The sequence below is a fragment of the Plantibacter sp. VKM Ac-2876 genome, from assembly GCF_015350715.1.
In the GTDB taxonomy this organism is placed as follows: Bacteria; Actinomycetota; Actinomycetes; order Actinomycetales; family Microbacteriaceae; genus Plantibacter; species Plantibacter auratus.
In genome coordinates this window covers 913,036-926,456 of the sequence record NZ_JADKSI010000001.1, presented here as the reverse complement: position 1 = coordinate 926,456, position 13,421 = coordinate 913,036, and the positions used below count along the sequence as shown (strand labels likewise).

Genomic DNA, 13,421 nt, shown 5'->3' with positions numbered 1-13,421 from the left:
CGGTGGTTCTCTCCTCGAGTGCTGATGGGCCGTTCTCAGGACATCTGCGGCGCGGCTGGCCGGGAACCCGGTGACACGCCGGAGGACTCCTGAGAACGGTCCCGGATGGTGGAGGTCAGTGCGGGTGGTCGACGAGGGTGGTGAGCCGGTCGGCGATCAGCGTATCCGAGACGACGGTGAGCGGCGACTGTCCGGCCTCGGCGGCGAGCTCGGCGATGCTGCGGCCGACGAGCTCGCGGAGGTCGGGGTGCGACACCTGCGCGATGCGCACGGCCGACCAGTCGACCCGCTCGTCGAACGGCGGCTCGGCGAAGGCGCGTTCGAGTTCGTCGACGACGGCGTCGTCTCGGAGACGGTCGATGACGGCCTCGCCGCCACCGCCGGTCACCCAGGTGGGCAGCAGGGCGGTGAGGGCGGTGCCGCGGAGGACGCCGCCCGGGAGGATGGTGCCGGTGCCGTGATCCATGGGCCGCTCTCCAGTCGTCGGGCGATTGCGCATGTTGCAACGGGGGTTGCGTCAATGTCCGACAACTGTAAAGGGTCCGAACAAACGTGTCAACGGCGTGGAGACGGGGTTGCGGAGGAGGGTTGCTCGGCACTTCGACAGGCTCAGTGACCGGGGAAGGGTGGGCCCAGTGACCGGGGAAGGGTGGGCCCAGTGACCGGGGAAGGGTGGGCCCAGTGACCGGACAAGCGGGCCCGGCGGCCGGGGCGGCTACTCCACGATGCGGAGGCGGACCGCCATGAACTGGCGGCCGGGCAGGTCGACCCGGACGGTACCGGTGTGGGTGCCGGGCAGGGTCTCGACCGTCATGTTCCAGGTGTCGAGCACGTCGACGTGGAACTCGCCCTCGGGGAGGAAGACGTTGCGGAACCGCGGCCGGTTGAAGCCGAAGTAGCCGATGACGTAGCGGCCGGCGACTCCGCCCCACGGCACGTCCCAGTCGCCGGGGAGCGGGTCGAGGACGCCCGTCGGAGACTCCGCCGAGATGCGCTCCAGGAACGCGATGCGATCGGGACTCGAACCGATGAGCGGCCCGCCCTTCGACCAGAACAGCTCCTCCCGGTCGTTGAGGTAGGTCTCGCCGTGGCCGACGTAGCCGCCGCGGATCGCGCCTTCCCAGAACCGTCGCACCATCTCCTCGCCGGTGATGTTGCCCCAGCCCTGGTCGATGTCGCCCTCGTAGGCGCACTCGTCGATGACGATCGGCTTGCCCCACTGCTCGCGCCAGGCGTCGGTGTTCTCCGCGGTCCGGTAGACGTCGACGCGCTGCACGCTGCAGTGCGTGATCCAGGGCTTCGCGTAATCGTAGAACCCCTGGCAGTTGTGGATGGAGTTGAGGTGGCCGTGCGGATCCTCCGCGCCGACGACCGCCGCGAGTCGCTCCCAGTCGTCGTTCGTCTTCGCCCAGAGCAGGTCGTACTCGTTCGCCATCGACCACCACACGTTCGCGAACGCGGCGAGCCGGCGGACGGCGTAGCGGAGGTACCGTTCGTCGACGGCCGGACCGAGGTCCGCGAAGCCCCAGCGGTCGTAGGCGTGGAAGAGGATGAGGTCCGCTTCGATGTCGAGCGCGCCGAGCTGGGTGATGCGCCGCTCGAGGTTCGCCCAGTACGCCGGGTCGAAGCGCTCGTGGTCGAACCCGTCGGCGAGCGAGCCGACGAAGGGGAACGTCTCCGGCTCGTTCGCGTTGTAGAGGTACGACTTCGGGAACACGCACATGCGGATCTTCGTGAACGGCGCGGTCTCCAGGGCGCGCAGCGTCTGCTCCTGCAGCTCCTCGGGCTGGTGCGTCCAGGCGTAGGCGGTCGTGCCGAGCGGGCGGTGGCGGGTGCCGTCGGCGTGGGCGAAGTGGAAGCCGTCGACGCGCACCGGTCCGTGGCTGCCTGTCGCCGCGGCCGACACGGTGAACGCGCCGGCGACGCCGTCGAGTGACCGGGCGGTCGAGCTCGTGGTGAACGACCACTCGCCCTGCTCCTCGGCGAGCAGCCGCACCAGGTACCGGCCGTCGCCGTCGTAGAACCCGCCGACGGTGAGCTCGCGTGCACCGTCCGTGAAGGTCGCGCTCAGCTCGACGTCGACGAAGGGGTTGCCGTGCGACGGCCCGTCCAGCCGGATCTCCACGACGCCGTACTGCGGGACGTCGCCGGAAACCGTCAGGGTCGCCGAGCCGCGCGGGACGTCCTCTCCCTCGTAGTCGGGAGCGGGCTCGATCGCGGCGCCGTAGGGTGCGCGGGCGTCGGGACCGTCGTCGACCTGTGCGAGCGCCGCCCAGAGACGATCCTTCGCCGCGTCGTCCTGCAGTTCCGGCACGATCGCCGACAGCTGCCCGAGACGGATGCTGCGGAACTGTTTGGCCATCGGCGACGCGGCGATGCCGGGCAGGAACTGCTCGAGGACGGTGCGACCCGCGGGGCTCTCGATGACGTCTCCGAAGGCGGAACTGCGGTCGAACATGGATCTCCTGTGATCAGCCGAGCGGGTCGGCGGCGGATGCTACTGGTGCAGGCGGTGCGAGTGTTGCACGTGGAACGGTCGAGTGGGGGTTATCGCGCAACTCCTGGTGCCGGAGTGGCTGCAGCCAGTGCCGCGTCCACCTCGTCGAGCATCGACGGCGGCGTGAACATGAGGAGCTGACGGACGGTCCGGCCTCGACTCCACTGGGTGCCGCGGCGGATGTCGTCGGCCTTGGCCTGATCGTGGGCACCCACCGAGCTGAGGAGGGCGTCGTACGCGGCCGGTCGGTCGATGATCTCGGAGAGTGGCGAGTCGAGGCCGAGCGTGATGTCGTCATCGGCACTCGAGCCGGCGTCCGTGACCTCGACCGTCCAGTCGTGGCGACCGGACCCGACCGTCTCCTCCGGGGCACCCGGCAGTGCGACCGTCGCCGTCGTGTTCGGGGGCACGACCGCCGACACCCGGAGTGACGACCCGTCGCGCCGCCACGCCACCGATGCCTCGCCGTAGGGCGTGACATGTCGGGCCTCGGCGTGGTCGAGTCCGTCGATCGGCCGCGGTGCGATCCGGAGTTCGCGGTAGCCGGGAGCTGCGGGGGCGAGTCCGGCCACGGTGCGGTGCAGCCAGTCGGCGACGGCGCCGAGCGCGTAGTGGTTGAACGAGGTCATCTCGCCCGGGTTGACCGAGCCGTCCTCGAGCAGGCTGTCCCAACGCTCCCAGATCGTGGTCGCGCCCTTGGTGACGGGCGAGAGCCAGGAGGGGTTCTCGGTCTGGAGCATGAGGCGGCCGGCCGCGCGGAGGTGTCCGCCGTCGGCGAGTGCGTCGGTGATGAGCGGCGTCCCCACGAAGCCGGTGCCGATGCGGTAGCCGTCGGCACGGACGAGGTCGGCGAGGCGGTCCGCGAGGCGTTGCCGCAGGGCGGGGTCGTCGACGAGGTCGAACCGCAGGGCGAGGGCGTACGCGGTCGGCGCGTCGGACATCATCCGGCCGGCGGGCGTCACGTACTCGGCGGTGAAGGCCGCCCGACTCCGCTCGGCCAGTTCGCCGTACCGCTCGGCGTCCGCCGTCTCCCCGAGGAGCCCGGCGGTGTCGGCGAGGATCCGGAGGGATCGCGCGTGATAGGCGCTCGCGACGATGTCCGAGTCGACCCTGGCCTTCGCCGGCTGGTCCGGCGGCGCGCTCGGGTCGAGCCAGTCGCCGAGCTGGAAGGTGTTCGACCAGAGACCGTCGGTGCTCACCCGGAGGACGGCCTCCACCCAGGAGCGCATCGACGGATACTGCTCGCGCAGGATCCCGAGGTCGCCGTAGCGCTCGTGGAGCACCCACGGCACGACGGTCGCGGCGTCGCCCCAGGCCGCGGTCGGGCCGCCACCGGCGAATCCGGACAGCGCGGCCGGGACCACCATCGGGACGACACCGTCCTGGTGTCCCTGCTCGAGCGCGAGGTCGCGCAGCCAGGAGTCGAGGAAGGCGGAGCTGTCGTAGAGGAAGCTCGCGGTCGGTGCGAAGACCTGCAGGTCACCCGTCCAGCCGAGCCGCTCGTCGCGCTGCGGGCAGTCGGTCGGGATGCTCAGGAAGTTGCCGCGCATGCCCCAGACGACGTTCTCGTGGAGGCGGTCGAGCAGCGCGTGCGAGGAGGAGAACCAACCCGTGCGCGTGAGGTCGCTGTGGAGGACGACGGCGGTGACCGACGCCGGGTCGAACGCGCCCGGCCAGCCGTCGATCTGCGCGTAGCGGAAGCCGTGGAAGGTGAAGCGGGGCTCGATCGTCTGCTCGCCGTCGCCCGAGAGCGTGACGTGGTCGGTGGCCGCGGCGTTGCGGAGGGGACGCAGGGCGAGTTCGCCCTCGTCGAGGACCTCCGCGTGCCGGAGCGTGAGCGTCGTGCCCCGCGGGCCGGCGACGGTGAGCCGGAGGCGGCCGACGAGGTTCTGGCCGAAGTCGAGGATGGTCGCGCCCGACGGCGAGGTGAGCACCTCCGCCACCGCGCGCTCCTCGATGCGACGGACGGGCGCGGCGATGCGGGCCTCCGGCACCGGGTGCGCAGCGTCGTCGACGAGGGCCGGGGCCCAGGTGGACGCGTCGAACGCCGTCGTCGACCAGCCGGGTTCGGCCAGGGTGGTGTCGATCGCCTCGCCGGCGTAGATGCCGCTGTCGACGAGCTCGGCACCGTCGGCCGCCGACCAGCTCGCATCGGTGACGAGCGTCTCCGTCGTCCCGTCGACGTAGTCGAGCTGCAGCTGGGCGGCGAAGCGTGGCTGGTCGCCGTAGATCCGCTCGGCGAACTGGAAGAACCCGTAGCGCTCGGTGTACCAGGCACCGGCGACGGTCGCGGCGAGGACGTTCTCGCCCGGCTCGACGAGCGCGGTGACGTCGACGGTCTCGTGCACGAGGCGGTCGCCGTAGGCGGTCCAGCCGGGGGAGAGGACGTCCTCCGAGGCAGGAATCCCGTTGAGCTGCGGTTCGGCGGCACCGAGCGCGGTCCAGAACAGCCGGGCGCGACGGATGGGCCGGTCGACGGTGAAGGTGCGGCGCACCCGGATCGGTTGCGCCGGACGCTCGGGCGCCGCGAGACCGATGAAACGGGCGGCCCAGGCTCCGTCGGCCAGGAACGCGGCCTCGACGACGGTCGGCTCGCTCCAGGGTGTCTCCTCACCCGCGGTCGACGCGGCACGGACCTCGACGGTGCGCACCTCGTCCGGCGCGAGCGGCGGGAACGGCCAGGAGACGAGGACGGAGTCGCGGCCCTCGACACGCACCCTGGCGCCACTGCCGTCCCGGAGCTCGGCCCAGGCCTGCGCCCAGTCGGAGCCAGCGGTCTCGACGGTCCAGCTCAACCGAGGCGTCGGCGTCGCGACCGCGGGGCTGTCATCCCGGGTCTCCGCCCGCAGCCGACCGATCCGCGCGACGTGCGCGGTCATCGGGAGGTCCCTGCCGCGATGGTGACGACGTGCTCGTCCGCGAGGTCGACGACGGACGATCCGATCCGGATGGTGACGTCGCCTGGCTCGACCTGCCAGCCGTCCGCCCAGTGGGCGAAGGCGCGGGCCGGCAGCGCGACCTCCCAGGCGACCGATTCGCCGGCGCCCGCGCGGACGACGGCCGATCCGACGAGCCAGCGCACGGGGCGGTCGACCGAGGAGTCCGGTCGCTCCGCGTACACCTGCACGACGTGCTTGCCGGCGCGGTCGCCGGTGTTCGTCGCGGTCCCGGAGACGCGGGCATCACCGGAGGCGACGTCGCCCGAGACCTCGCCACCGTCGATGGACCAGCTCGTGTACCCGAGCCCGTGGCCGAACCAGTAGGCGGGCGTGGCACCCGAGCGGAGCCACGCGCGGTAGCCGATGTGGATGCCCTCCTCGTAGCGGAGCACGCCGTCCACCGGGGTGACGTCGAGCACCGGGACGTCGTCGAGCGCCGCAGCCCAGGTGGTGCTCAGACGGCCACCGGGTTCGGCGACACCGAGGAGCACGTCGGCCAGGGCGTTGCCCATCTCCTGTCCGCCGAACCAGCCGAGGAGCACGGCGGCGACCTCGTCGCTCCAGGGGAGCAGGACCGGGGCGCCGGAGTTGACGATCACGACGGTGCGCGGGTTCACGGTGGCGACAGCCCGGACGAGCTCGTCCTGACGGCCGGGGAGGGTGAGGTCGCTGCGGTCCCAGCCCTCCGATTCGACCTTCGAGTTCGTGCCGACGACCACGACGGCGACATCGGCCGCGCGGGCCGCCTCGGCCGCCTGGGCGATGAGGGCGTCGGGGTCGGAGTCGTCGGGAGCGCGACCGACGGTGACGCTGATCGCGCCGAGACCGTTCTCGCTCGGGGAGAGGTCGAACTCCGCGCGGAGTTCGACGGCGACGTCGGCCTGGGCGGCGAACGCCCCGGTCGCCGACGGCGGGGCGAGCAGCGCCGCGCCGAGGTCGTTCCCGACGACCACGGGTTGCTCGTCGACGAGGAGGACGCCGTCGACGAAGAGCCGGCCGTGGAGCCCCGTGGCGAAGCCGAGTCGCAGCTGCTCGGTGGCCTCCGGTGTGTACGTGGTGGTGAGCACGAGCTGCGACGCCGTGGTGACCGGGGCGTCGCCGCCGAACCAGACGAGCGCGGTGGACCGGCGGTCCTCGGTGAAGAGTTCCGCGCCGTCGGCGTCGAGGAACGTGGCGACGAGACCGGGGTCACCCGTGCGCGGGTTGGTGAGGCGCTCGAGCGGGAGTTCGGCGACGCCCTCCTGCACGATCGCGCCGACGGCGTAGTCGATCGTCGCCTCGGGGAGCGCGAGTCGGAGTCCCTCCAGCGGGCTGACGGTGTGCTCGGGGAGGACCGTCGCACTGCCACCGCCCTGGGTGCGCGAGTCGCGGGCGTTGTGCCCGATGACGGCGACGCGGGTGAGCGCGGCGGCGTCGAGGGGGAGCGTGCCGTCGTTGTCGAGCAGCACGACGCCCTCGGTCTCTGCCTCGCGGGAGAAGGCGACCCCGTCGACCGGGGCCGGCGTCAGCGCCTCGTCACCGAGGGCACCGACACGGACCGCGAGGGCGAGGAGCCGGGCGACCTTGCGGTCGACGTCGGCTTCGGCGACGCGGCCCTCGCGGACGGCCTCGACGAGGGCCGCGCTCCATGCGGGAGCGGGGCCGGGCATCGCTAGGTCCTGCGACGCCGGTGCCGAGCCGAGGCTGCGGACGCCGGTCCAGTCGCTGACGACGATGCCGTCGAAGCCCCACTCCGAGTTGAGCGGCGTCTCCAGGAGGTCGTTCTCGCTCATCGTGACGCCGTCGACGGAGTTGTAGGCGCTCATGATCGCCCAGGTGCCGGCCTCGGTCACCGTGCGCTCGAACGGTGCGAGGTAGAGCTCGCGGAGGGCGCGCTCGCTCGCATGCACGTCGACCGTGAAGCGGTCGGTCTCGGAGTCGTTGGCGACGTAGTGCTTGGGCGTCGCGGCGACACCGTTGTCCTGCAGGCCGCTGACGTAGGCGGCCGCGAGCGAACCGGTCAGTTCCGGATCCTCGCTGAACGCCTCGAAGTGTCGCCCGCCGAGCGGGGAACGGTGGAGGTTGATGGTCGGGCCGAGGACGACGTCGACACCCTTGCGGCGGGCCTCGGCCGCGGCGACTGCGCCGTATCGGTAGGCGAGCGACGGATCCCACGATGACGCCAGAGCGGTCGCTGACGGGAGGTTGATCGACGGCGAGCGCTCGTCCCACAGCGGACCGCGGACGCCGGCCGGGCCGTCGGACAGGACCATGGCGCGGAGACCGATCTTCTCGAGCGGGACCGTGGTCCAGAAGTCGGCGCCGGAGACGAGCGCGACCTTCTCCTCGAGGTCGAGCCGGGCGACGAGGGCGTCGATCGCCGCGGTGTCGACGGACTTCGTGGCGGCGGCGTGCCGGGGAGTGGTGATGGTCATGCGATGTGGGTCCGTTCTGGGGTGGCCCTTCGACAAGCTCAGGGACCGGATGGTGGGTCTCGGGGACCGGATGTGGGTCTCGGGGACCGGATGTTGGCCCTTCGACGAGCTCGGGGACCGATGGTGCGCCCGGCCGGCCAGGTTCCTGGCCCCGGCCGACCGGGCGGTCGAAGCGACGGTCAGGCGGCGGACTCCGCCGCACGCTGCTCGTCGATGAGGCGGCGGCGCTCCACCCGGCGGTCCTCCTGGCGGTCCGGGTCGGGGATCGGTGCCGCCATGAACAGGCGCTGCGTGTAGGGGTGGGCCGGGTGCGCCGTCACCTGATCGCCGTCGCCGGACTCGACGATCTCGCCGTGGTACATGACCGCCACACGGTGGCTGATGTGCCGGACGACCGCGAGGTCGTGCGAGATGAACAGGTAGGCGACGCCCGTCTGTTCCTGGATGTCGATGAAGAGGTCGAGGACCCGCGCCTGCGTCGACAGGTCGAGGGCCGACACGGGCTCGTCGCACACGATGAGCTTCGGATCGAGGGCGAGCGCCCGGGCGATCGCGATGCGCTGCCGCTGCCCGCCCGAGAACTCGCGGGGGAGCCGTGAGGCCGCGCCGGTCGGCAGCTGCACCTGGTCGAGCAGGGATCCGACGCGCTTGCGGGCGTCGGCACCGGAGACGCCGCGGACGGTGAGCGGCTCGGTGAGGATCTGCTCGATGGTGAGCGAGGGGTTGAGCGAGGAGTACGGGTCCTGGAACACGACCTGGATCTCCGAGCTGAGTGCCCGGCGCTCCTTGCGCTTCAGGTGCCCGATCTCCTGGTCGCGGTAGCGGATGCTGCCGCCGGTGACCGGGGCGAGGCCCAGCACGGCGCGACCGAGCGTGGTCTTGCCGGAGCCGGACTCGCCGACGAGGCCGACGGTCTCACCGGGCTTGATGTCGATCGACACGCCCTTGAGGGCCTTGAACGACTGGGCACGGAACCCCTTGCCCGGGTACTCGACTTCGAGGTCCTTCACCTCGAGCAGTGACGACGTCATCGGGTCTCTCCTGTCAGGTTCGTCGCGAGTGCCGGTCGGGCGGGACCCTCGTCGAGGATCGCGCCGAGCAGCGACTGCGTGTACGGGTGCTGTGCGTGGTTGAAGATCGAGCGCACCGGCCCGGTCTCCACGATGAGGCCGTTCTGCATGACCGAGACGCGGTCGCAGAGGTCGGCGACCACACCGAAGTTGTGCGTCACGAGGAGCATCGCCATGTGGCGCTCCGCCTGGAGGTCGCGCAGCAGGTCGAGGACCTCCGCCTGCACGGTCACGTCGAGCGCGGTGGTGGGCTCGTCGGCGATGATGATGTCCGGGTCCGTGGAGACGGCGCCGGCGATGAGCACACGCTGCGCCATACCGCCCGAGACCTCGTGCGGGAACGCGGCGAAGGTGCGCTTGGGGTTCGGGATGCCGACCCGCTCGAGCAGGGCGAGTGCCTTGTCCGTCGCCTCCTTCTTGCTCAGGCCGAGGGTGACGCGCAGGGGTTCGACGAGCTGGCTGCCGATCGTGAACGCCGGGTCGAGGTTCGACATCGGCTCCTGCGGGATGTAGCCGATGCGCTTGCCGCGGATGGCCGTGTACTCGCGCTCCCCGAGGGTGTCGAGTCGGGTGCCCTCGTAGCGGATCGTGCCGTCGGTGACCCGCCCGCCGCGCGGCAGGAGCCCGAGGACGCCCCATGCGGTCTGGGTCTTGCCCGAGCCGGACTCACCGATGAGGCCGTGGACCTCGCCCTTGCGGATGTCGAGGTCGACGCCGTGGACGACCTCGGTGACCCGGCCGCCCTCCTGGTCGTAGCCGACGCGGAGGTCGCGGACGCTGAGAACGAGCTCCTCGGCGCGAGCGGAGGCGCGGGCGTCGTCGTCGTGGCGGATGGGCGGGACACCGACGATCTCGTCCTCGCTGATCCCGGAGGTGCTGATCGACTGCGTGACGATCGTGTTCGAGCCCGTCTTCGACGTCGTCACGATCTTGCGACGGCGCCGACGGACGGACACGGTGCGCTCGAGCTCGTCGCGCATCGCGTTGGCGAGCAGGGTGAGCGCGATGCAGGTGAGTGCGATCGCGAGCGACGGCCAGACCATGAGGATCGGTGCCTTGTAGATGTTCGTGAAGCCGTCGTTGAGCATCGACCCCCAGGTCGGCACCGACAGGTCGCCGAGACCGAGGAACTCGAGGCCGGACTGGATCGCGATGGCGATGCCCGCGATGATCGCCGACTGGATGATGATCGGCGCGCGGACGACGGAGAGGATGTGCTTGCCGATGATGCGCGGGTCGCTGAGGCCGGAGACCCGGGCGGCGTCCACGTAGAGCTCCGAGCGGACGGCCGTGACCGCCGCGTAGACGAGGCGGAAGTAGGAGGGCGAGAGCAGGATGCCGAAGATCGCCATCGAGATCCAGACCGACGGGCCGAGGACGGCGCGGGCGGCGAGCAGGACGACGATGCCGGGCAGGGCCATGATCAGGCCCGTGAACCAGGACGACACGGAGTCGAACCAGCCCTGGTAGTACCCGGCGATCAGCCCGGCGACGACCCCGATGACGATCGCGACGACGAGGGCGAGGAGCGCTGCGGCGACGCTGATCTGGGTGGCGGCGAGCAGGCGGGAGAACACGTCGCGCCCGGCGCTGTCCGCTCAGAGGAGGTGGTCGGCGCTCGGTGGCGCCAGGACCTGCTGCAGGGACGCGAGGTTCGGGTCCTGCGGGGCGATGAGCGGTCCGAAGATCGCGACGACCCCGATGAGCGCGAGGAACACGAGCGACGCGGCGCCGATCGGACGCTTGAGGAGCCGACGCAGGAGGTTGACGCGGACCTGCGGGGTCGGGACGGTGAGCGGGGTTTCGATGGCGGTCATGACAGTCGCACCTTCGGGTTGAGCGCAGCCTGCGCGAGGTCGATGAGCAGGTTGACGACGACGACGATGATGGCCGTCGCGATGACGACCCCCATGACGATGGGGATGTCGCCCTGGGTCGTGGCCTGCACGGCGAGCTGACCGATGCCAGGCAAGGCGAAGATCTGCTCGATGATGACGGCGCCGCCGAGGAGGCCGATGAACTGCACGGCGAGGACGGCGAGGGCCGGGCCGCCGGCGTTCCGCAGCACGTGCTTGTAGATGACGCGGCCCGTGCCGAGCCCGCGACTGCGGAGCGTCCGGACGTAGTCCTTCGACATCGCGTCGACGACGGAACCGCGCACCTGCTGCGAGACCGTCGCGATGGCGCCGATCGCGAGGGCGATGATCGGCAATGTCACCGAGGCGACCCAGCCGGAGAAGGACGTGGTGATCGGGATGTACCCGGTGGCTTTGAACAGGCGCAGGTTGATCGCGAAGGTGATGACGAGCACGAGCGCGATGAGGAAGCTGGGGATCGCGAACCCGATGACGGAGATGAACTGGACGACGTTGTCGATCCATCCACCGCGACGGGCGGCGAGGACACCGAGGATGACGGACACGATCGCGGCGATGATGGTCGCCCCGAGCACGATCGAGAGGGTGACGGCGAGGCGGCCGGTGACGCCGGAGGAGACGAGCTGGCCGGTGAACCACGAGCGGCCGAGGTCGCCCTGGAAGGCGGAGGTGATCCAGTCGAAGTACTGCACCGGAAGCGGGCGGTCGAGGCCGAGTTCGGCGGCCTTCTTCGCGACGGTCTCGGTGGTGGCGCTCTGGCCGAGGATCCGGCGGGCGATGTCGCCGCCGCCGAGGTAGAGGAGGGAGTACGCGATCACGGAGATCACGAAGATGAGGACGACGCCGGACACCAGGCGCCTGAGGATGAATCCGAGCATGGGTCACTCCAGGAAGTGGGTGAGTGAGGGGTGTTGGGGCCGGCCCGTCCGAGCGCTGGGCACTCGGGCGGGCCGGGATCGATACGACACGTGCGACCGGTCGGTTCCGGTCCCTGAGCCTGTCGACGGGCGAACCCCTCGACAGGCTCCGGGATCAGCGGACTACTTCGGCTGGATGTCGTAGATGGACGGGTACGCGTTCGTCGGGATCATCTTGACGGTCGTGTTGGCGTCCGTCGCGAAGCTGCCCTGCACCCGGTAGAAGGGGGCGAACCAGGCCTGCTCGACGATGTAGGCGTTGAGCTCCTTGGCGACCTTGCCCTGCGTCGCCTCGTCGCCGTACTGGATCTGCTTGATGTACTCGTCGACCTTCGGGTCGTCGTACTTGAAGGGGTTGAAGACGGCGTTCGGGGCGATCATGAACTGGATGAGCTGCCAGTCCGGGTTCTGCTCCAGCGCCATGAAGGAGACGGGGAACTTCGGGGCCAGGAGGTCGGCGATGAAGTTGTTGCCCGGGTCCGTGTACTCGGCGGTGATCCCGACGTCGGCCAGCTGCTGCGAGATCAGCGTGTAGGTGGTGGCGCCGAGCACCGTGGAGGACGGCATCGAGAGCGTCAGGCCGTCGGCGTAACCCGCCTCGGCGAGCAGCTCCTTGGCCTTCTCGGGGTCGTAGCCGTAACGGTCGTCGAGCGACTTGTCGTAGGCGGGGGAGTTCTCCGGGAAGACCTGACCCGTGACCGTGCCGTTGTCGTTCTGCAGTGCCTTGAGCAGCGCCGGGCGGTCGAACGCGTAGTTGATGGCCTGGCGGACGCGGACGTCGGCGATCGCCGGGTTCATCGTGCCGGCGCGGTCGAGCAGGAGCATGCCCTGGAAGTCGAGCTCGTTGGCGTTGACGGTCCAGCCGGCACCCTCGACCTCGGCGAGGTTGTCGTTGTTGGCGAGCTTGATGCCGTTGACCTCGCCCGACTTGACCGCGTTGAGGCCGGCGGTCGCGTCCTGGAGGACGTTGATGGTCAGCTTGTCGTAGTGCTGCCAGTCCTTGTTCCAGTAGTCGGGGTTCGCGGTGTAGCTGTAGCTCGTGCCGGTGACGGTCGCGGCCGTGTCGAGCACGTACGGTCCGGAGCCGACCGGGTTGGTGGCGAGGTCGGGGCTGTCGAACGACTCGGCACTGGCGATCAGGCCGGGGTCGCGGGTGAGGTAGTTGAGCATGGCCGGGTCCGGCGCGCTCAGGGTGATGACGACGGTGGTGTCGTCGGGTGCCTCGACGGAGGCGACGCCGGCGAAGTAGCCGGCGTCGGGGGAGGTGCCGGTCTTGAAGCGCTCGAGGTTCTGCTTGACGACGTCGGCGGTGAGCTTCGACTTGTCGGTGAAGGTGACGTCGTCGCGGATCTTGAGCGTCAGGACGGTGTTGTCGTCGTTGTACTCGTAGGAGGTCGCGAGCGACGGGACGATCTCGCCGTCGGCGGTGGCGACGAGCAGGGTGTCGAAGACGGCCTGGTAGAAGGGCGAGCGGTTGCCCCATTCGGAGCCGGCCGGGTCGAACGTGGTGGGGGGAGTGATCGCACCCAGGATCAGGGTGCCACCGGAGCCGCTGTCAGAGCCGGAGGTGCTACCGGAGCATCCGGTGAGCACGAGTGCAGCAGCGGTGACCGCGACGGCTGCGGTCGTCTTCCATCGGAACATCTTTGTCCATTCGCTGTGAGCAATCCCTCATCGGATCGCTGGTGATTGAGGACGCTAGCACGA

Annotated in this window: 9 protein-coding genes; all 9 read right to left on the bottom strand. The window is 70.5% G+C overall.

All coding sequences use genetic code 11. The annotated features are described in order from the left end of the window. Positions 1–115 precede the first annotated feature (115 nt). The 9 genes from ITJ62_RS04490 to ITJ62_RS04455 all read right to left on the bottom strand — a co-directional run bounded on the left by ITJ62_RS04490 (position 116) and on the right by ITJ62_RS04455 (position 13,358). On the bottom strand, positions 116–466 hold the full coding sequence (locus tag ITJ62_RS04490; protein WP_194599853.1) for a hypothetical protein: 351 nt from the start codon (positions 464–466) through the stop codon (positions 116–118). 249 nt (positions 467–715) lie between these two features. Further along, positions 716–2,458: a DUF5605 domain-containing protein gene (locus ITJ62_RS04485; RefSeq protein ID WP_194599852.1), complete on the bottom strand. Its 1,743-nt coding sequence runs from the start codon at positions 2,456–2,458 to the stop codon at positions 716–718. Between the two features lie 89 nt (positions 2,459–2,547). Then, positions 2,548–5,376, bottom strand: a complete 2,829-nt coding sequence (locus ITJ62_RS04480; protein WP_194599851.1) for a family 78 glycoside hydrolase catalytic domain — start codon at positions 5,374–5,376, stop codon at positions 2,548–2,550. Beyond that, on the bottom strand, positions 5,373–7,850 hold the full coding sequence (locus ITJ62_RS04475) for a beta-glucosidase (RefSeq protein ID WP_194599850.1): 2,478 nt from the start codon (positions 7,848–7,850) through the stop codon (positions 5,373–5,375). The genes ITJ62_RS04480 and ITJ62_RS04475 overlap by 4 nt, the downstream gene beginning before the upstream one ends. 179 nt (positions 7,851–8,029) lie before the next feature. Next, positions 8,030–8,881, bottom strand: a complete 852-nt coding sequence (locus ITJ62_RS04470; protein ID WP_064295413.1) for an ATP-binding cassette domain-containing protein — start codon at positions 8,879–8,881, stop codon at positions 8,030–8,032. Then, entirely contained in the window at positions 8,878–10,497 is a 1,620-nt protein-coding gene (locus ITJ62_RS04465) for a dipeptide/oligopeptide/nickel ABC transporter permease/ATP-binding protein (RefSeq protein ID WP_370581813.1), read from the bottom strand. The genes ITJ62_RS04470 and ITJ62_RS04465 overlap by 4 nt, the downstream gene beginning before the upstream one ends. Before the next feature lie 21 nt (positions 10,498–10,518). Beyond that, positions 10,519–10,737: a hypothetical protein gene (locus ITJ62_RS18920; protein ID WP_228497814.1), complete on the bottom strand. Its 219-nt coding sequence runs from the start codon at positions 10,735–10,737 to the stop codon at positions 10,519–10,521. Continuing rightward, positions 10,734–11,675 carry an ABC transporter permease gene (locus tag ITJ62_RS04460; protein ID WP_079704501.1) on the bottom strand — a complete coding sequence of 314 codons (942 nt, stop codon included), beginning with the start codon at positions 11,673–11,675 and terminating at the stop codon, positions 10,734–10,736. The genes ITJ62_RS18920 and ITJ62_RS04460 overlap by 4 nt, the downstream gene beginning before the upstream one ends. A gap of 162 nt (positions 11,676–11,837) precedes the next feature. Then, the gene (locus ITJ62_RS04455) at positions 11,838–13,358 is read right to left on the bottom strand and encodes an ABC transporter substrate-binding protein (protein ID WP_085511321.1); all 1,521 of its coding nucleotides are present in this window, start codon (positions 13,356–13,358) and stop codon (positions 11,838–11,840) included. Positions 13,359–13,421: the final 63 nt, after the last annotated feature.